Source organism: Microbacterium salsuginis, assembly GCF_012524205.1.
GTDB classification, from domain to species: Bacteria; Actinomycetota; Actinomycetes; order Actinomycetales; family Microbacteriaceae; genus Microbacterium; species Microbacterium salsuginis.
The window spans coordinates 795,232-813,272 of the sequence record NZ_JABACI010000001.1 but is presented as its reverse complement, the minus strand read 5'-3'; the positions used below and the strand labels follow the sequence as shown (position 1 = coordinate 813,272).

At 71.1% G+C, this 18,041-nt stretch carries 17 protein-coding genes and 2 tRNA genes; 15 read left to right on the top strand and 4 right to left on the bottom strand.

Annotated elements, in window-relative coordinates; translation table 11 throughout:
* Positions 1-245: 245 nt before the first annotated feature.
* The 6 genes from HF576_RS04005 (at position 246) to HF576_RS03980 (ending at position 4,862) form a co-directional block, all read left to right on the top strand.
* Entirely contained in the window at positions 246-1,046 is an 801-nt protein-coding gene (locus tag HF576_RS04005) for an inositol monophosphatase family protein (RefSeq protein ID WP_168911453.1), read from the top strand.
* A gap of 359 nt (positions 1,047-1,405) precedes the next feature.
* Positions 1,406-2,863, top strand: coding sequence for a peptidoglycan DD-metalloendopeptidase family protein (locus tag HF576_RS20705; RefSeq protein ID WP_343234158.1), 1,458 nt, complete (start codon positions 1,406-1,408; stop codon positions 2,861-2,863).
* Positions 2,864-2,925: 62 nt separating this feature from the next.
* Positions 2,926-2,997 (top strand) — tRNA-Thr (locus tag HF576_RS03995).
* Positions 2,998-3,034: 37 nt separating this feature from the next.
* Positions 3,035-3,108, top strand: a tRNA-Met gene (locus HF576_RS03990).
* A gap of 111 nt (positions 3,109-3,219) precedes the next feature.
* On the top strand, positions 3,220-3,699 hold the full coding sequence (locus HF576_RS03985) for a hypothetical protein (RefSeq protein WP_168911452.1): 480 nt from the start codon (positions 3,220-3,222) through the stop codon (positions 3,697-3,699).
* A 110-nt stretch (positions 3,700-3,809) separates the two neighbouring features.
* On the top strand, positions 3,810-4,862 hold the full coding sequence (locus tag HF576_RS03980) for an alpha/beta hydrolase (RefSeq protein WP_168911451.1): 1,053 nt from the start codon (positions 3,810-3,812) through the stop codon (positions 4,860-4,862).
* Positions 4,863-4,904: 42 nt separating this feature from the next.
* Here HF576_RS03980 and HF576_RS20245 read toward each other — a convergent pair whose 3' ends face one another.
* Positions 4,905-5,210 (bottom strand): NIPSNAP family protein, encoded by a 306-nt coding sequence (locus tag HF576_RS20245; protein WP_168911450.1) that lies wholly within the window; start codon positions 5,208-5,210, stop codon positions 4,905-4,907.
* A 231-nt stretch (positions 5,211-5,441) separates the two neighbouring features.
* On the opposite strand from HF576_RS20245, the gene HF576_RS03970 reads away from it, so the two are divergent.
* Entirely contained in the window at positions 5,442-7,700 is a 2,259-nt protein-coding gene (locus HF576_RS03970) for a heavy metal translocating P-type ATPase (RefSeq protein ID WP_168911449.1), read from the top strand.
* A gap of 106 nt (positions 7,701-7,806) precedes the next feature.
* On the opposite strand, the gene HF576_RS03965 is transcribed toward HF576_RS03970, so the two are convergent.
* Positions 7,807-8,403 (bottom strand): rhomboid family intramembrane serine protease, encoded by a 597-nt coding sequence (locus HF576_RS03965; protein ID WP_168911448.1) that lies wholly within the window; start codon positions 8,401-8,403, stop codon positions 7,807-7,809.
* Between the two features lie 78 nt (positions 8,404-8,481).
* Between HF576_RS03965 and HF576_RS20240 the strand changes: the two genes are divergently transcribed.
* From HF576_RS20240 to HF576_RS03940, 5 genes are all read left to right on the top strand, one after another.
* Positions 8,482-9,429, top strand: a complete 948-nt coding sequence (locus tag HF576_RS20240) for a DUF2510 domain-containing protein (protein ID WP_168911447.1) — start codon at positions 8,482-8,484, stop codon at positions 9,427-9,429.
* Positions 9,430-9,433: 4 nt separating this feature from the next.
* Complete coding sequence (locus tag HF576_RS03955) at positions 9,434-10,231, top strand: TSUP family transporter (protein WP_168910753.1); 798 nt, start codon at positions 9,434-9,436, stop codon at positions 10,229-10,231.
* Positions 10,232-10,265: 34 nt separating this feature from the next.
* Complete coding sequence (locus HF576_RS03950) at positions 10,266-10,715, top strand: FAS1-like dehydratase domain-containing protein (RefSeq protein ID WP_168911446.1); 450 nt, start codon at positions 10,266-10,268, stop codon at positions 10,713-10,715.
* A 5-nt stretch (positions 10,716-10,720) separates the two neighbouring features.
* Positions 10,721-11,125, top strand: a complete 405-nt coding sequence (locus HF576_RS03945) for a MaoC/PaaZ C-terminal domain-containing protein (protein ID WP_168912063.1) — start codon at positions 10,721-10,723, stop codon at positions 11,123-11,125.
* Positions 11,126-11,197: 72 nt separating this feature from the next.
* Positions 11,198-12,325, top strand: a complete 1,128-nt coding sequence (locus tag HF576_RS03940) for a UDP-N-acetylmuramate dehydrogenase (protein ID WP_168911445.1) — start codon at positions 11,198-11,200, stop codon at positions 12,323-12,325.
* Between the two features lie 290 nt (positions 12,326-12,615).
* Here HF576_RS03940 and mftF read toward each other — a convergent pair whose 3' ends face one another.
* The gene (mftF, locus tag HF576_RS03935; RefSeq protein WP_205834684.1) at positions 12,616-14,109 is read right to left on the bottom strand and encodes a mycofactocin biosynthesis glycosyltransferase MftF; all 1,494 of its coding nucleotides are present in this window, start codon (positions 14,107-14,109) and stop codon (positions 12,616-12,618) included.
* Entirely contained in the window at positions 14,106-14,804 is a 699-nt protein-coding gene (mftE, locus tag HF576_RS03930) for a mycofactocin biosynthesis peptidyl-dipeptidase MftE (RefSeq protein WP_168911444.1), read from the bottom strand. The genes mftF and mftE overlap by 4 nt, the downstream gene beginning before the upstream one ends.
* 80 nt (positions 14,805-14,884) lie before the next feature.
* On the opposite strand from mftE, the gene mftR reads away from it, so the two are divergent.
* The 3 genes from mftR (at position 14,885) to HF576_RS03915 (ending at position 18,014) form a co-directional block, all read left to right on the top strand.
* Positions 14,885-15,520: a mycofactocin system transcriptional regulator gene (gene mftR / locus HF576_RS03925; protein WP_168911443.1), complete on the top strand. Its 636-nt coding sequence runs from the start codon at positions 14,885-14,887 to the stop codon at positions 15,518-15,520.
* Positions 15,517-17,028, top strand: a complete 1,512-nt coding sequence (locus HF576_RS03920; RefSeq protein WP_168911442.1) for a GMC family oxidoreductase — start codon at positions 15,517-15,519, stop codon at positions 17,026-17,028. The genes mftR and HF576_RS03920 overlap by 4 nt, the downstream gene beginning before the upstream one ends.
* A gap of 131 nt (positions 17,029-17,159) precedes the next feature.
* A complete protein-coding gene (locus HF576_RS03915) occupies positions 17,160-18,014 on the top strand; it encodes a CmcJ/NvfI family oxidoreductase (protein ID WP_168911441.1) in 855 nt (284 codons plus the stop codon).
* Positions 18,015-18,041: the final 27 nt, after the last annotated feature.

The window sequence follows — 18,041 nt, the reverse complement described above, 5'->3', positions numbered from 1 at the left end:
GCAACCTCGGATCCGCACCTGCGGATCCCCCGCGCGACACGCCGTCCCTGGACCCCCGGGCGCGGCGTGTCTCGCCCCCTGTCCGCTCCTGCGGATCCGATTCTGTGCGCCGCGTGTCTCTCCCGCGCTCGCGCCTCCTCCCCGCGCCCCGGGGTTCGTTCGTCACCTATGTACACGAAATGGGCCCTTTCGTGTACGTAGGTGACGAACGAACGAGGGGGGAGGGGGCGGGATAGCGTGGGGGCATGAGCCTGCCCCGCGACCTCGAAGCCCTCGCCATCGACATCGCACAGGAAGCGGGCGAGCTCGCGCGGGTCCGTCGCGAAGCCGGCGTGGCCATCGCCGCGACGAAGTCCGCTCTCGCAGACATCGTCACCGAGGCCGACCGCGAGGTGGAGGCACTCATCCGCGCTCGCCTGCGCACGGCCCGTCCCGACGACGGCTTCCTCGGGGAGGAGACGGGTGGCGAGACGGGTGCCAGCGGCATCACCTGGGTGGTCGACCCGATCGACGGCACCGTCAACTATGCCTACGGCATCCCGACGTACGCGGTGAGCATCGCTGCGGTCCAGGGCGACCCGACGCCCGAGGCGTGGGAGGCGCTGGCAGGGGCGGTCTTCAACCCTCCCGGCCGGGAACTGTTCCACGCCGCGCGGGGCGAGGGTGCATGGCTCGGGATGACCCGGCTCGGCGTGAGCGCGGACGTGGGACCCGCCGGCGCGCTGCTGGCGACCGGCTTCGGGTACGACCCCGCCACTCGACCCGGCGACCTCGCTCTCACGGGCCGGGTGCTGCCGCTCGCGCGGGACATCCGCCGCGCGGGTGCAGCCTCGCTGGACCTGGCATACGTCGCCGCCGGCCGTCTCGACGGCTACTTCGAGCGTGGCTTGAAGCCGTGGGACTTCGCCGCCGGGGCGCTGCTCGTCACGGAGGCAGGCGGCAGATTCGGCCGCGGCACGCCGGACGACTCGGGGCGCTCGCCACTCGTCGTCGCGGCGTCCCCTGCCATCTTCGACGCGCTCGCGGAGGTCACTGAACTGCGCTGAACGTGGGAGGGCTCCCATGCCAGGCGCGAAACGCCGAAACAGATCCTGAGCCGTACATGGCATTCCCAGGGCGGGCGGGGTAGTGTTTACCCGATCGTTACCTTCGCCGCCCGAACGGCGAGGTGGTCATAGCCCGAACGACCGTCTTCCTGCGCCCCCCGCAGCACGACCGAAAGCCCCCTGCCGCATTGCCTTTCGACGCCCCCCAGGCTGAGTCTGCGCCCACGCGCAGATCGAGCCGCACCTCCGCTACGCCTGTCCAGGCGACGCCGGAGGTCTCAGCGGCATCGCGTGCCGCGGCTCGGCGTCAGGCGGCCGGGAGCAACCCGGAACGGCCCGCGATCGTGTGGGGTCGCACCGTGACGCAGGCCGTCGCCACCGCGGCAGCCTCGGTCGCCACGCCGGCCGCGGAAGCCCCCGACGAAGCCCTGGCTGCCGAAGCCGCGGCCGTCGCAGTGCCGACCTCGGAGTCGCCGATGGTGGAGTCTCCGGCCGCGGAGGCGCCGACAGTTGAGCAGGTCGCCGAGGTTCCGGCGATCGCGGCTCCTACCCTCGAAGTCGCCGCGGCCGTCGCAGCCGCCCTGCACTCGCCGGTCGCAGCCGCCGAGGCTCCGCTGAGCCGTCGCGCGCGTCGGGCGACGCGCGCCGTGTCGCAGCCGGTCCCCGTGCCCGTGATCGCGCACGAGGCGCCGGCCGAACCCGAGCGACCGATCGCCGCATTCCAGGAGGAGCTGCCGACCCAGGATGCTCCTGCGCCGCTGATCGATGCGGTCCTCGCACCGGCTGAGCCGTTCGAGCTTCTCGAGCCGGTCGCCGGGGCCGAGATCCCCGACGAAGCCGCGACCGCCGATTCCACCACCGGTCAGCCCGAGCCGGCAGAGACACCTGCCGACCAGTCCGCAGGGCCCACGGCATCCGGAATCGACGAATTCGAAGCCGCCGCCCGGCTCTTCTCGTTCACGGGCGAGACCCCGGTCCAGGCTCCCGCTGCTGAAGAAGCGCGTGACGACGAGCCGGCCCCGAAGCGCACGCGGCCGCACGTACCCCCGCGTCGTGCCAAGGCGCCACGAGGCGCCTCGTTCTCGCGTGTCGCCACGACGTCGTTCTCGATCGGCGTCTTCGGAATCGTCGGCCTGCTCACCGTGGGCCTGACGACGCCGGTCGAAGCCGTCGCCGCCGCGAGCGGAGTCGACGCGGCGATGTCGGTCGTGGCCCCCGCCGACAGCTCGGTGCCCGAGATCGACGAGGACGAGATCCAGGCGTACGTCGCCCCCGCCACGGTCGAAGCCGATGCGCTCGACCGCACCGAGCAGTACGGCACCACGACGACGGCCGAGCTCGCCTCGGAGGCGGGCATCCGCAACTTCTCGAACCTGTTCCACAACGACCCGAACTCGAACATCCAGTGGCCGTTCGCCGTCGGTGTGACCATGTCGTACGGATTCGGCATGCGCTCCGGCCGCATGCACGAGGGAATCGACTTCACGCCGGGCGCCGGCTCGCCCATCCAGGCGATCGCCGACGGCACGGTGCGCGTCGCGTCGGAGGCCGGCGGCGCATACGGCGTGCACGTCATCATCGACCACATGGTCGACGGTCAGCTCGTGTCGAGCCATTACGCGCACATGCAGTACGGCTCGCTGCAGGTCAGCGCCGGACAGCGCGTCACCGTCGGCACAGTCCTCGGTCGCACCGGCAACACCGGACGGTCGTACGGGGCCCACACCCACTTCGAGATCCTGCTCAACGGCACCACGGCCATCGACCCGATGCCGTGGCTGCGCGAGCACACCGACGGCACTCACATCGTCGGCTGACCGATTCTGGAGGATGCCGCGGCTCTGGTATTCTCTTCTAGTTGCCTGCTCGCAGGCAGCATGCCCCGATAGCTCAGTGGCAGAGCACTTCCATGGTAAGGAAGGGGTCGTCAGTTCAATCCTGACTCGGGGCTCGCAAGCGTTCGAATCTCGACCGTCCGGATGCTGCGCGGCAGGGTAGCTCAGTTGGTGAGAGCGCACGACTCATAATCGTGAGGTCGCGGGTTCAAGCCCCGCTCCTGCTACGGATAGCCCCGGAATCTCGCCGATTCTCCGGGGCTTTCTGCTTGCCTGCCCGCGTCCGCGGCAACGCTGCACCGCTGTCCTCGAAGTCGCGGCTGGATAGTATTCGTCCCGTGAGCGACGTCGACGGATCGGGAGGCGTCTCGGTCGAGCCCGACGGCAAGGTCGCGCGAGGGATCATGCGGCTCCTGGCGGTGCTGGTCGGCCTCACGGGCCCTGTCGTGATCATCCTGGGGTTGCTCCTCGCGGATGGTGAAGGCCTCTGGATCTCGCTGGTCGCGGGCGGCGTTCTCACCGTCGTGACGGTTCCGCTCGGGATCTCGATGTGGATGGCGCAGACGCACGAGCACGAGCAGACCCTTCGCCTGCGTGAGCGCGGAGTTCCCGCATCCGCGGAGGTGCTCCAGATCACCCCGACCTCGTATGGAGAGGAATCGAGGATGACGCTCACTCTCCGCGTCACCGGACCTGGCATCACGACGTTCCAGGCGACGCACAGCTGCGCGTTCGATTCTTCGCTGAGCGTCGGCGACCGCCTGGGCGCGGTCGTCGACCCGTCCACCAACGGCTACGCGATCCCGAATCGCCGCTAGATCGAGGACCCCGGGGAGCACCTCGGTCAGGCTGTTCCGCGTGCCCTCGCGTGCTAAGGATGCGAGCCCCGATAGCGTCGGATCCGCACGTCGACGAAAACGGGGGAGACATGGCGTCTGAGTCAACGGTCGAGGATCACGCGGTTCGCCCGCGCAGGCACCGGCACCGCGGCTGGCTCATCGCCCTCGGGGGGGTGCTGTTCGTGGTGCTGGCGGTCGTGGTCGTCGCATCGATCACACCGTGGCCGTCGGCCATGCTGATCCGGTCGGTCTTCGAGCAGGGCGGGAGGGCGACCGCGGCCGAGATGGAGAGGCACGTTCCCGAGAACGCATCCCTGCGGGAGAAGATCGGGATCACCTACGCCGAAGAGCAGCCGGGACTCACGCTCGACATGTACACGACGGCCGAGGACGGCGACGCTCTGCCGACGGTCATCTGGATCCATGGCGGGGCCTGGATCTCGGGGTCGAGCGCGGACGTCGACCCGTACATGCGCATCCTGGCCGATGCGGGTTACACCGCGATCGCCGTGAACTACACCCTGGGACCCGAGGCGACCTATCCGACGGCCGTGGGGGAGCTCAACGACGCCTTCGCGTACATCCTCGAGCATGCCGACGAACTCGCCGTCGATCCCGACACGATCATCATCGCGGGGGATTCGGCGGGAGGCCAGCTCGCCAGCCAGATGGCGACCCTCTCGACGAATCCGGACTATGCCGAACTCATGGATGTGCGACCCGCGCTCGCGGCGGACCAGATCGTCGGCGTCATCCTCAACTGCGGCGTGTACGACATGCGGGCGATGACCGATCTGCCCGGCATCATCGGATGGGGGTTCAAGACCGCCCTGTGGTCGTACACCGGCACGAAGGACTGGGCGGCGGAGTCTCCGGGCGCCACGATGTCGACCATCGAGTTCGTCACGTCGGACTTCCCTCCCACGTACATCAGTGGTGGGAACGGCGACGGCCTGACGTGGCTGCAGGGGATTCCCATGGCCCAGCGACTGCGCAGCCTCGACGTGCCGGTGACCGACCTCTTCTGGCCGGCGGACCATGTGCCCGCCCTTCCGCACGAGTACCAGTTCCACCTCGACCTCGACGAGGCGCAGGAGGCGCTGGTCCACACGCTCGACTTCCTCGAGTCGGTCACCAGCTGAGCGACGGGGGCCGCGGGTCGGCGGGAACCGCCCCGCATCCCCTCACTCGAAGACGGGCGTGAGGAATCGGCGCTCGTAGCGGCGGATGCACTGCGTGTCGCGCGCGAACTGGAACAGCTCCAGGCACTCCGGGTCGGCGAACGATGCGGTGCGGTACGTCTCATAGTCCGCGAGTGAGGGGAACGTGAAGAGCGCGAACGCTTCGTCGCTGTCCCCTTCGCTCGGCATGAAGTAGCCGTGATGGGTGCCGCCGAACTTGGTCACGAGGCGAATCCACTGCCGTCCGTAATGGGTGAACTCGGCCAGCTTGTCGGGGTCGATCTCGTAACGCAGGTGGACGGTGATCACGGATGCTCCTTCAGATCGGGCGCGGACGCGCACTGCCGATTCTGGTCGAGCCGCGGTCCTCGGGCAGCCGGATCGTGGGCGCCAGGCGCACCATGGCGGACACGCGCACATCAATGGCAGTGCGGGCTGACCGCGGCACTCACCGATTCGGGAATAGCCACACGGCTCGGGCGTTGTGACGAATACCCCACAGGGGTATAACAGAAGTACACCGCGTTCGAGGAGAGTCCCGTGACCGATCCGCACGACCATCATCACCACCACGGCGCCCCGGCGACCGAGGAGGCGCAGGAGCACAACGTCCACCCGGCTCCTGACGCCAACGACGCCCACGCAGGTCACGACTCCCACGACGGCCACGCAGGTCATGACACCCACCCAGGTCATGACGCCCACGCAGGGCACGACTCCCATGACGCCCACGCAGGTCACGGCGGTCATGCTGGTCACACCGGACACGTCGAGCGTTTCCGCCGGCTGTTCTGGTTCAATCTCGTCCTCGCGGTGCCGGTCATCGCCTTCTCGAGCATGTTCGGGATGGTGCTGGGCTACTCCTTGCCGGAGATGCCCCTGCTGACGTGGATCTCGCCGGTGCTGGGCACCGTCATGTATTTCTGGGGCGGCTGGCCCTTCCTCTCCGGCGCCGTCGAGGAGCTGCGCGCACGTCGCCCCGGCATGATGCTGCTGATCGGCCTCGCGATCACCGTCGCGTTCGTCGCGTCGTGGGGAGCGAGCCTCGGGATGCTGCACCACCAGCTGGACTTCTGGTGGGAGCTGGCGCTTCTGATCGTGATCATGCTGCTCGGTCACTGGATCGAGATGCGCTCGCTGGCACAGACGACGTCGGCCCTGGACTCGCTCGCGGCGCTGCTTCCCGATGAGGCGGAGCGCGTCGACGGAGATGCGATCGTGAAGGCCGCCCCAGCCGACCTCCGCGTGGGCGACGTGGTCGTCGTGCGGCCGGGCGCGAGCGTGCCCGCAGACGGCCGGATCGTCGACGGCCGCGCAGACATGGACGAGTCGATGGTGACCGGCGAGTCCCGCACGGTCGCGCGTACCGTGGGCGACGCGGTCACGGCGGGCACCGTCGCGACCGACTCGGGGCTTCGGGTCGAGGTGACCGCGACCGGAGACGACACCACGCTCGCCGGCATCCGTCGCCTGGTGGCGGAGGCGCAGAACTCGTCGTCGCGCGCGCAGCGCCTCGCCGATCGCGCCGCGGGCTGGCTCTTCTGGTTCGCGCTGGGCGCGGCGTTGCTGACGGCGATCGTCTGGACCGCGTTCGGGATGCCCGATGAGGCCGTCGTGCGCACGATCACCGTGCTCGTGATCGCGTGCCCCCACGCGCTCGGTCTTGCCATTCCGCTGGTCGTCTCGATCGCGACCGAGCGCGCGGCGCGCGGCGGCGTGCTCGTGAAGGATCGCCTCGCCCTCGAGACGATGCGCACCGTCGACGCGGTGCTGTTCGACAAGACCGGCACGCTGACCAAGGGTGAGCCGACGGTCGTCGACATCGCCGCGGTCGGCGATGTGGATGCGGACGCCGTGCTCGCGCTCGCCGCGTCCGCCGAGGCCGACAGCGAACACCCGCTCGCCCGCGCGATCGTCCGGGCCGCGCAGGAGCGCGGTCTCGCCGTGGCCGCCGCGACCGGCTTCACGTCATCGCCCGCCGTCGGAGTCTCTGCGACGGTCGAGGGTCGCGCGGTGCGCGTCGGCGGGCCGCGGATGCTCGAAGAGGTCGGCGGCGCTGTCCCCACGGCCCCTCCACTCGCCGCTGGCGCGTCGAGCGGAGCCTCCGGCCGCGTCGGCCCAATCGCGGCGTCGGCTCAGTGGCGGGAGCAGGGATCGATCGTGCTGCACGTCGCCCGCGACGGGGCCGTCATCGGCGCGCTCGCCCTCGCGGACGAGATCCGATCCGAATCGCGCGAGGCTGTCGACGCGCTGCAGCGGCTCGGCGTGGAGGTCGTGATGATCACGGGGGATGCCGAGCCGGTCGCCCACGCGGTTGCCGATGCCCTCGGCATCCGTCGCGTCTTCGCCGGCGTCCGTCCCGAAGACAAGGCCGCGAAGGTGGCCGAACTGCAGGGTGAGGGCAAGAAGGTCGCGATGGTCGGCGACGGCGTGAACGACGCGCCCGCGCTCGCGCGGGCGGATGTCGGGATCGCGATCGGCGCCGGCACCGACGTCGCGATCGGCTCCGCCGGTGTGATCCTCGCCTCGAGCGATCCACGGTCGGTGCTGTCGGTCATCGAGCTGTCGCGGGCGAGCTACCGCAAGATGAAGCAGAACCTGTGGTGGGCAGCGGGCTACAACCTCATCTCGGTGCCGCTCGCCGCGGGCGTGCTCGCACCGATCGGGTTCGTGCTGCCGATGTCGGTCGGCGCGATCCTGATGTCGCTGTCGACCATCGTCGTCGCGCTGAACGCCCAGCTGCTGCGCCGGCTCGACCTGAGCCCCGAGGCCAGCACCCGCGCGGTGCTGCAGCGGTGAGGTGAATGGGACGGATGCCGCGCCCGTGCGGGCACGTGGGCCCATCCGGGCCAGTGGCATCCGTCCCTCATGCCTGTCGCGAGGAGGCGGGAACCGGTCGCGCGGCTCACTCCCGCCGGGGGCGCGTGGCGATCGCGGCGGCGCCCCCGCCGATCGCGCCGAACAGGTGCGCCTGCCATGAGATCCCGTCGCCCGCGCCGAAGATCCCGGCGAGCATGCTGCCGCCGTACAGCACCGCGACACCGAGCGCGATGAGGGCGTACAGGATGCCGTGGCCCAGCGACCTCGCGACGAAAGCCCGCACGAGCAGGTAGCCGAAGTATCCGAAGACCAGTCCCGAAGCGCCCACCGTGACGGTGCCCGGAGGGTTGAACACCCACGTGCCCAGGCCGCCGATCACCGCGACGACGGCCGTCACCACCCAGAATCGGCCGATCCCGTCCAGCGCGACGAGCACGCCGAGGATGACGAAGGGAACCGTGTTCGCAATCAGGTGCGGCCACCCGGTGTGCAGGCCCGGCGACAGCACCACTCCGTCGAGGCCGTCGAATGCCCAGGACTGGATGCCGTAGACGTGATTCCAGCTGCCGGGGAGCACCGCGTCGAGCAGACGGACCAGCCACATCACGGCGAGCAGGATCAGTGGCTGGATGACGCGGGCGAGGTATCCGCTGCTCCGGCGTACCGGTGGAGGTGTCGTCATGTGCCCATCGTCGCATTCGGCCGCGCCGGAGTGAGCGCCTGGAGTTGTGGCGCGGCGCCTCGCGGGTAGGGTTTGAGGATGACGACGACTCCGCCCGGGTGGTACGACGACGGCCACGGCGCACTGCGCTGGTGGGACGGCGCCCAGTGGACGGAGCACGTCGCTCAGCCCGACGCCGAAGTCACCGATGCTCCGACCGAAGCCGAGATCGTGGCGGCGTCGCAGGCCGAGGCGGCACCGGGTGTGCCGGCAGCCCAGGACGGCCCTGCTGCGGTCGACTCCGCTGCAGTCGACCCGGCTGCGGTCGCCGCGGGCGCACCGGCCCCCGCGGCGACGCCGGAACAACAGACGTATGCCGCGGGCGACCCGGCCGCCACGCTCTTCGGCGTGCAGGACGCCCCGCCCCCGCAGGCCGGACCGGCGGCCGCCGGCGCGTACCCGGCCGTTCCCGGTTATCCCGCCGGCGCACCCTACGGTGGCCCGGATGCTCCGGGTGGTGCGTTCACCGCTGCGACCGAGCCGCGCAAGTCCAAGCTGTGGATCCTGTGGCTGGTGCTCGGCGTCGTCCTGCTCGGCGTCGTGATCGCCGCGGCAGTGCTGATCCCGCTGCTGTTCCTCAACATGGCGACCTCGGGCGGCAACGGGGGCACCTCGGTGGCTTCCGCCGACGAGCAGGCAGCCGTCGCGGCGGTCGAACTGTACGACGAGGCTTGGCAGGAAGCCGACTGCGAGGCGTTCGCGACCTCGACGACTGAGCAGTTCCAGGCCGACAGCGGGTTCACCGACTGCGCGGCGTTCGTCGCCGAGGCGGAGCTGTTCGACGACAACTTCGACGAGTACGTGATCACGATCGACGACGTCGTCGCGGCGGACGGCGAGATCATGGTGACGACGACCGAGTCGTATGTCGTCGTCGTCGACGCCGAGGGGAATCCCACTGATCCGACCCCCGGCGAGATCGTGTACTTCTACACGCTCGTCCCGGACGACGGCGGTTGGGCGATCGACGGCGTGTCCGACGAGTAGACCCGTGCCCGACGTCGTGCGCCGTCCGCGGGACGCGCGCTTCATCCTCACCTGCGTCGGCGTAGGGCTGCTCGCCGGCCTGCTTTCGGGTCTGTTCGGCGTGGGCGGCGGAACGGTCATCGTGCCGCTTCTCGTCCTGATCCTCAGCTTCGATCAGCGCCTGGCCGCCGGAACGTCGCTCGCCGCGATCGTGCCGACCGCCGCGATCGGCGTGATCTCGTACGCCGTGCACGGCTCGGTCGCCTGGATCCCTGCGCTGCTCCTCGCGGCGGGTGCGGTCGTGGGCGCCCAGATCGGCACGTGGCTGCTGCCGCGGCTGTCGCTCACCGTGCTGCGCTGGGGATTCGTGGGCTTCCTCGTGGCCGTGATCGTGAGCCTGTTCGTCGTCATCCCCTCACGCGAGGCCGATCTCGCTCTCACCTGGTTGTCGGGCATCGCGCTGGTCGTGGTCGGCGTGGCCACCGGCATCCTTTCGGGTCTCATCGGGGTGGGCGGCGGAATCGTCGTCGTGCCCGTGCTCATGCTGCTGTTCGGAACCAGCGACCTCGTGGCCAAGGGCACGTCGCTGCTCATGATGATCCCGACCGCCGTGTCGGGCACGATCGGCAACCTGCGGCGCCACAACGTCGACCTGGGAGCGGCGGCCCTGGTGGGCGTCGCCGCGTGCACGACCACGGCCCTGGGCGCATGGGTCGCGACCCTCGTCGACCCGTTCGTCGGCAACATGCTGTTCGCCGCCTACCTCGTCGTGATCGCGGTGCAGATGGGGCTCCGCGCAGCGCGCGGTCGCCGCTCCTCCTGACGGGAGGCGGAAGGCGCGCCGGTAGGATGGCCGGGTGCCAGTGAACCCCGAGCTCGTCGGACGCGCGTTCCCCCCGACGGCCCCCTACCTGGTGGGTCGCGAGAAGGTGCGCGAGTTCGCACGCGCCGTCTTCGCCGACGACCCGCAGCACCTCGACCCTCAGGCCGCGCAAGCTCTCGGCTACGCCGATGTCGTCGCACCGCCCACCTTCGCCATGGTGGTTCAGGATCAGACGCTGCAGCAGCTGCTGGCCGAACCGGACTCGGGCATCGAGCTCTCGCGGGTCCTGCACGCCGAGCAGCGCTTCCGCTACACGCGGCCGATCGTCGCGGGCGACGAGCTCACCGCGACGCTGTCGGTCACAGGCATCCGCACGATGGGCGGCAACGCGATGGTGACCAGCGACGCGGAGATCACCGATGCCGCCGGCGCACACGTCGTGACGGCGACATCCATCCTGCTCGTCGGGGAGGGCGAGAAGTGAGCGCGCTGACCGGCCTCGCCGTGGGCGACGTCGTCGCAGAACGCACGGTGCATCTGACCCGGGATTCCCTCGTGCGCTATGCCGGGGCATCCGGTGATTTCAATCCCATCCACTACCGCGACGACGTGGCCGCATCCGTGGGGCTTCCCGGAGTCCTCGCGCACGGCATGCTGACGATGGGTCTCGCCGTCGGCACCATCCAGTCGTGGGTCGGCGACACCGCTCGCATCCTCGAGTACGGCGTGCGCTTCACCAAGCCCGTCGTCGTCGACGCCGAGGCCGGCGCCGACGTGACCGTCGTGGCCAAGGTCGGCGCCGTCGACGACGAGTCCGCGCGCATCGACCTGACCGTGTCGCACGAGGGCACGACGGTGCTCGTCAAGGCGCAGGTGCGCGTGCGGACCGTCTGACGCATGCCTGACGTCACTGGGCCCACGCGGCCGGAGGCTCCACACGACGCGTCAGCGGCGAGTGGAGGGGGCGTGGGGACTCTTCCGCTGGCGCAGCTGACAACGCTGCGCACCGGCGGCGCCCCTTCCCGCATGATCGATGCCTCTACGACCGACGAGCTCATCGCGGCGCTGCGCGACGTGTGGTCCACCGGCGACCCGTGGTTCGCCCTGGGCGGCGGATCGAACCTGTTCGTGGGCGACGAGCCGTTCGACGGCAGCGTCGTGCGGATCCTGACGCACGGGATCGAACGGATGCCGTCGCCCGTGCCGGGCCGCGTGAGGCTGCGGGTGCAGGCGGGCCACGACTGGGATTCCCTCGTCGCGTACGCGGTCGGCGAGGGCCTCGGCGGCATCGAGGCGATGTCGGGCATTCCCGGCACCGTGGGTGCTGCGCCGGTGCAGAACATCGGGGCGTACGGTCAGGAGATCGTGCAGACGCTCGCCGAAGTCGAGCTCATCGACGAGTCGACCGGTGACGTCTCGACCGTGCCGGCGGCCGAGCTCGGCCTCGGCTTTCGGACGTCCGTGCTCAAGCACCACTACGGGTCGGTGCCGGCGCGCCGCGCAGTGATCCTCTCGGTGACGCTCGACCTCGCCGAGGTCGGCCCCGGCGGTCGCCGCATCGCGGGCGATCAGCTGCGCACGGCGCTGCGCCTTGCGCCTGACGACGAGGTCACGCTCGCGTGGGTGCGCGAGCGCATCCTCGAGACGCGCCGCAGCAAGGGCATGGTGCTCGATCCCGACGATCCCGACACGTACAGCGCCGGTTCGTTCTTCCAGAACGCCGTGGTGTCGGCATCCTTCGCCCGCACCCTGCCGGACGAATGCCCGCGGTGGCCGGTCGCACCGGATCTCGACCCGGTGCTGGTGATCCCGCTGGCGGCGTTCGACGGCTACGTCCCGCCGCCGACCTCCGTCCAGTCGGACGTCAAGGTCAGTGCGGCGTGGCTGATCGAGCACTCCGGGCTGAGCAAGGGTTTCAAGCTTCCGCGTTCCCGCGCCGCCCTGTCGACCAAGCATGCGCTGGCCCTCACCAACCGCGGTGACGCGACCGCTGCCGAGCTGGCGGAGCTCGCGCGGTTCATCCAAGGACGCGTGCAGTCCGAGTTCGGCCTGATCCTGCAGCCCGAGCCGGTGCTGGTGAACGTCGAGCTCTAGTTCCGCCGCCGCCACTCGGCTTCACCGTCACGGCATTCGTCTTCGCTCTCGAGCAGGTGTTCGCGCTGCGCGGGCGCCAGGTTCGCCAGCGCCGCTGCCAGCTCCGCCACCACATTCCATCGCCGTCCCATGAGGTCTCCCTTCGCTCGTCCTCACCTGGGGCGACGAACGGGCGCGCGGCAGATCGACGCTTCCGCCGAAAGATGTTCAGAAACCACGGAGCGGTTGAGACACCGTGAAAGCCGGGGTTTGTGAACCTACGTGTGGCTTTTGAACCTGCGGGTGGTTTCTCAGCGTCGGGCGGGCGTCGGGGGCTCGCCCCCGTGACGCACGCCGGCCCGAGCGGCGCGGGGGCGTCGAGACGGGGTCAGCTCGATCCGCAGCGCGCGGAAGTCGCCTCGGCGCAGGCAACCCCACCAGACGCCGGTCCCGTACGCCAGGTCGTCCAGGCGCCGGGCCACCGCGAAGCGCACGAGGTCGAGGTCGGCGTGCAGGCGGCGATGCTCGACGACGGCGTCGACGACCGCCATGGTGCCGATGATCCACCGCGCACGGCGTGAGACCACAGCGGCGACGGCCGCCACCGGCCACCAGTGACGCAGTGCCAAAGCCGTGGTCTGCGTGAGTGCGGCCAGCACGCCGCCGCCCGCCAGGCGGAGCGGCAGGGTACGCGCGCCCTCTCCGGCGCGCAGCCGCCGCGCGAGCCGCCACGCCGTGGCGAGGGTGACCGCGAGTGCGGCGGGCACCGACCACCACCGTGCACAGAGCAGGAGCGCCACGACGGCGGCCGACCACGGACGCAGGATGGCAGGCGGGATGGCGTCGGGATGGCGCGCAGCGAGGCGAGCCGCGCCCGTGCCGTAGAACAGCTTGCGCGCGAACCACGGCCGCACACGAGCGCGATGCTGGTGCGCGACGGTGACGGCCGGGTCGTAGCGCACCCGCCAGCCGGCTTCGGTGAGCCGCCACACCAGGTCGACGTCCTCGGCGACGCGCATGCCGTCGGTGAAGCCTCCGGCCAGCGCCTCGGTGCGGGCCACCAGGCACGTGCTCGAAAGCCACGACACCGGCGAGCGGGGTCGCACGAGCGCCGGCCGTCGTCCCAGATCCACCGAGGAGCGCGCGTTCTCGTACCGCTCGATCCACGTGCCGCGGCGGGGGATACCGGCGACGCGCGGGCCGACGACGGCCAGTGCGGGGTCGCCGAAGTGCCGCAGCATCCGTTCCACGTCATCGGGGGTGAGGGTGACGTCCGAGTCGACGAATGCGACGAACGGGGTGGTGACGGCGGCGAGTCCGCGATTGCGCGCGGAAGCCGGGCCGACGTTCTCGTCCAGGCGGAGCAGTTGTGCCCCGCCACGGGCGACGACCTCGTGCAGGGCTCGCGCGTCGCGCGCCGGAGTGCCGTCGTCCACGACCACGACACGCATGCCCGCGAGTCCGTCGAGCAGCCGACCCAGCTCGTCAGGCCGGCCGTACACGGGGACGACGACGGTCACGAGGTCCGGACTGATCGCCGGCAACGACGCGGGCTCCGGGTGTGCGATTCCCGCATCCACCAGGCGCGCCATCAGGCGCGCGGACGCGGGATCGGATGCTTCGACGCGGTCGTTGCGGATGAGCTCGGCCGCCTGGCAGCTCAGTCGCATGACCCTCGTCGGCGCCCCGCCCACCAGCACTCGGTCGCCGTCGTAGCGCCAGACGTCGGCGCCGACGATCGCCACCGTCCCTCCGGGAAGCTCCTCGGCGGACGGTAGCGGCACCCCAGGCGAGGCGGCGGTCACGAGTCGTCCTTGGCCGGTGCACGGAGGGCCGCGGCGAGCTCTCCTGTCATACGGTCCAGCAGGGCGGCGCCCTCAGCCGGCGACGCGCCTCGCGGATCGCCGAGCACCCCGTTGGGGGCGAGCGGACGCAGGCCGCGCTCGCGCAGCCGCGGCAGCAGGTCGCCGACCGGTTCGACGTTGCCGGGCTCGGCCCGCTCCATCGCCACGCGGTGCGGCGCCAGGTGCAGCAGCAGGCTCGTCTCGCCTCGGCCCGCGTGGGCGTCGCCGTGGCGGCACGGCTGCCACGAGGCATCCGTCCCCTCCTCGCTGAGCACCCGCACCGCGGTTGTCAGCGCGTCCACGTTGCCGCCGTGGCCGTTCACGAACACCAGCCGTCCGGCCCACTGCCGCGCCGAGCGCCCCACCTCGATCAGGACCTGGGTGAGTGCTTCAGTGCCGATCGACACGGTGCCGGCGAACGCCTGGTGCTCGCCGCTGGAGCCGTACGCGACCGCGGGGGCCACTCGCACGCTGTCGCCGGATCGACGCGCGGCGCCCTCGGCGACGGCGACGGCGATGACGGTGTCGGTGTCGAGCGGCAGGTGCGGACCGTGCTGCTCAGTCGAGCCGACCGGCACGAGAAGCGTCAGGCCGTCAGGGATCGTCGGCCACGGCGCATCGGCGAGCAGCGGCGTCGGCGCCGGCGAGGAGTGCATGGGCTACTGTCCTCCTTGAGAGTCGCCGCGCGTTTCCGGTGTGCGAGGAGTTTACTGGCATCGAGTGCCATAGAGAAGGGATGCCCGTGGTCGTTCCGGCGCCTGCCGCACCGCGTTCGCGCGGTCGCGCGCGGTCGACGTCGAAGGACGAGCTCGGCCGCATCGGCCTCGATCTATTCATCGAGCACGGCTTCGAGGCCATCACCGTGGACGACATCGCGGCGGCCGCCGGTATCGGACGCCGCACGTTCTTCCGCTACTTCCCGTCGAAGAACGACGTCGCCTGGGGAGACTTCGAACGGCTCCTCGAGGCGTTCCGCGGCGCGCTGGCAGAGACCCCCGCAGACGTGCCGCCGATCGAGGCGATCCGCACCGCCGTGCGCCGATTCAACGAGGTGCCCGGCGACGAGCTCGAGCGCCACCGGCACCGCATGCGCATCCTGCTCGGCACCCCGGAACTGGTCGCCCACTCGACGGTGCGCTACGCGGAATGGCGCGCGGTCATCGCCGACTTCATCGCACGTCGACGCGATGTGCCGCCGCACTCGGCGCTGCCGCAGGCGGTCTCGTGGGCCTGCCTGGGCATCTCGCTCGCGGCGTACGAACAGTGGCTCTCGTCGGACGAGGACCTGCTCGACCTCATCGATGTCTCTTTCGCGGGTCTGCGCGACGTGTTCTCGGACGTCGCCCTCACCGGCGGCTCGCCGGTCGTATGACGCCGCGTCGCATCGTCGTGGTCGGGGCCGGGGGCTCCGGCATCCCGCTCGCGGCACGGCTGGCGCAGCACGGGCACGAGGTGGTCCTCCTCGAGGCGGGGCCGGCCGGGGCGGCATCCGGTGACGCCGCGGCCGCCCACGGGCTGGAGCACGCGTGGACAGTCAGTGAGGGCCTTCCTGACGGAGCGCTCACCTGGACCTACGACGCCGAGCTCTTCGCGGGCAGACCATGGCGCATCGCGCGCGGGCGCCTCCTCGGCGGCAGCACGTCGGTGAACGGCGCGTACTTCCAGCGCCCGCACCCCGACGACTTCGCGGGGTGGGCGGCCGTCGCCGGTGCGGAATGGAGCTACGACGCCTGCCTCCCGGCGCTGCGCAGGCTCGAGAACGATCGCGACTTCGGCGACGACACCGTGCACGGCGCCGAAGGTCCGGTGCCGGTCGCCCGCGCCGGAGCCTCGGACCGGGTGACGCAGACGTTCCTGGCCGCCGCTGTGGAAGCCGGGGCTCTCCCCGAACCCGACAAGAACGGCGGCGGGCCGTCGGGCGCAGGGCTGCTGCCCCGCAACGCAGTCGGACCGGCACGCTGGGGTGTCGCACGGGCCTACGCGGGGCTGCTGGCCGCCGGATCCGTCGAGACCCACGCCGGCGTGGTCGTCGAGCGGATCGTGTTCCGCGGCGACGCCACGATCGGTGTCGACGTCACGCGCGCAGGAGAGACGTCGTTCCTCGCCGCCGACGAGGTGATCCTCAGCGCGGGCGCGATCGAGACGCCCCGGCTGCTGCAGAGATCGGGGATCGGGGATGCCTCCGCCCTGTCCGCGGACACGAAGCTCGTCGCCGAGCGGCCCGGCGTCGGCCGCGGCCTGTCGGACCACGCCGCCCTCGACATCGCGTGGGAGCCGCGACCGGGAGTGGTGTCGCCCGAACTCGATGCGGCCTGGACCGCGGCATGGAACGTGCCGGCGGGCCAGGTGGCGGACGCCGCGATCGAGCTGCTGCTGGCAGCCAAGCCGACCGCCGCGATCCTGAGCGGCCGGGCCGCCGCGGTCGGTCCCCTCGATCTGCGGATCACGCTGGCCACGCCGCGTTCGCGTGGGACGGTCACCGCCGGGATGATCCGGTACGGCTATCTCGGCCGCCCCGAAGATCTCGCCGCACTTCGGGCCGCGACCAGGCTGGCGGCGGCCGTCCTGCGGTCGGGTCCGATGCGCCAGGTGGTGGCATCCGCCGCCGTGCCCGCGTGGGCCGACGCGCCGGCATCCGAAGAAGCGGCGGAGGATTGGATCCGCGGCGCGCTCGGCACGGCGCTGCATTCGTGCGGCACCGCCCGCATGGGCGACGCGGACGACCCGGATGCCGTGACCGACGCCCACGGCCGCGTGCACGGTGCGACCGGCCTGCGCGTCGCCGACGCCTCGCTGCTGCCGGCGGTCCCGTCGCGGGGCACCGCGCTGACCGCGGTGCTGGTCGGCGAGCGCATCGCCGAGCTGATCGCCTCGGAGTGAGCAGAACCCGGGTTCCGCCGGGCGGAATCGAGGCTCGCGGCGGTGCGTGGCGTCAATACGCTGGCCGCGTGAATTGAGGATCGCCGCCGCACGGACCGCCCGCGCGCTGCGGCGACCGGGGGAGGACGAGCGTGGCGATCGACGAACTCGGCACCGTGCCCGCCGTGTGGGGCGTCATGAACTACCTGTCGGAGGAGTCCACGGTTCTGCGCCGGTTCACGGCGCCAGGTGCGAGCATCAACACCGGCCTCTACGACTCGTACGCGGTCCAGGTGTACGACGCCCGCGCCGTGCACCGTCCCTTCACCCTCGAGCGCAACGGCTTCGAGCTGGTCCACCGGCCGAGTCGCGTGCGGGACTTCACCGACCGCGACGAACTCGATCGGGTGTACGACGCCGAGATCGAGGAACTCGTGCGCCTGCGCCTCGGCGCCGATCGAGTCGCGCTGCTGGGGGCCACGCTCCGCCGGGCGGCCGACCCCGCAGGCCACGACTCGCAGCCCGCGGCAGGGCTCGTGCACATCGACTTCTCGCCGGAGGGAGCTGCCGCCCATGCCGCCGAGACCTATGCGCGGCACTTCCCGGACGGGCCCGGGTATTCGCGCGCGGTCAGCACGAGCTGCTGGCGGGTGTTCAGCCCGCCGCCCCAGGACTGGCCGCTCGCGGTGTGCGACTTCCGCAGTCTCAGCGATGACGAAGGACGGCCCAACACGCTGTACTTCGTCGACGCGATCCCGCCCGATCCGTTCGGCCCGATCACCGGGACGCCGCGCACGCTCAGCGGATCGGAGTTCCATTACCGGGCGTCGCACCGCTGGTACTTCTACCCGGACATGACGCGAGACGAGCTGCTGCTGTTCGTCCTTCACGACTCCGACCACTCGCGGCCCTGGCGCGTCATGCACTCCGCCTTCCTCGACGCCGAGGCGCAGGCGGTGACGCCGCGGCACAGCGTCGAATACCGCACCGTCGCGTACTTCCGGTAGGCCGGGCGGTGGCGCGACCGGCGCCGC

Coding starts and splice junctions, on each gene's coding strand:
- HF576_RS20240 (WP_168911447.1), top strand. CDS start 8,482: ATGACGACGACTCCGCCCGGGTGGTACGACGACGGCCACGGCGCACTG.
- HF576_RS03965 (WP_168911448.1), bottom strand. CDS start 8,403: ATGACGACACCTCCACCGGTACGCCGGAGCAGCGGATACCTCGCCCGC.
- HF576_RS03980 (WP_168911451.1), top strand. CDS start 3,810: ATGGCGTCTGAGTCAACGGTCGAGGATCACGCGGTTCGCCCGCGCAGG.
- HF576_RS04005 (WP_168911453.1), top strand. CDS start 246: ATGAGCCTGCCCCGCGACCTCGAAGCCCTCGCCATCGACATCGCACAG.
- mftE (WP_168911444.1), bottom strand. CDS start 14,804: ATGCACTCCTCGCCGGCGCCGACGCCGCTGCTCGCCGATGCGCCGTGG.
- HF576_RS03920 (WP_168911442.1), top strand. CDS start 15,517: ATGACGCCGCGTCGCATCGTCGTGGTCGGGGCCGGGGGCTCCGGCATC.
- mftR (WP_168911443.1), top strand. CDS start 14,885: ATGCCCGTGGTCGTTCCGGCGCCTGCCGCACCGCGTTCGCGCGGTCGC.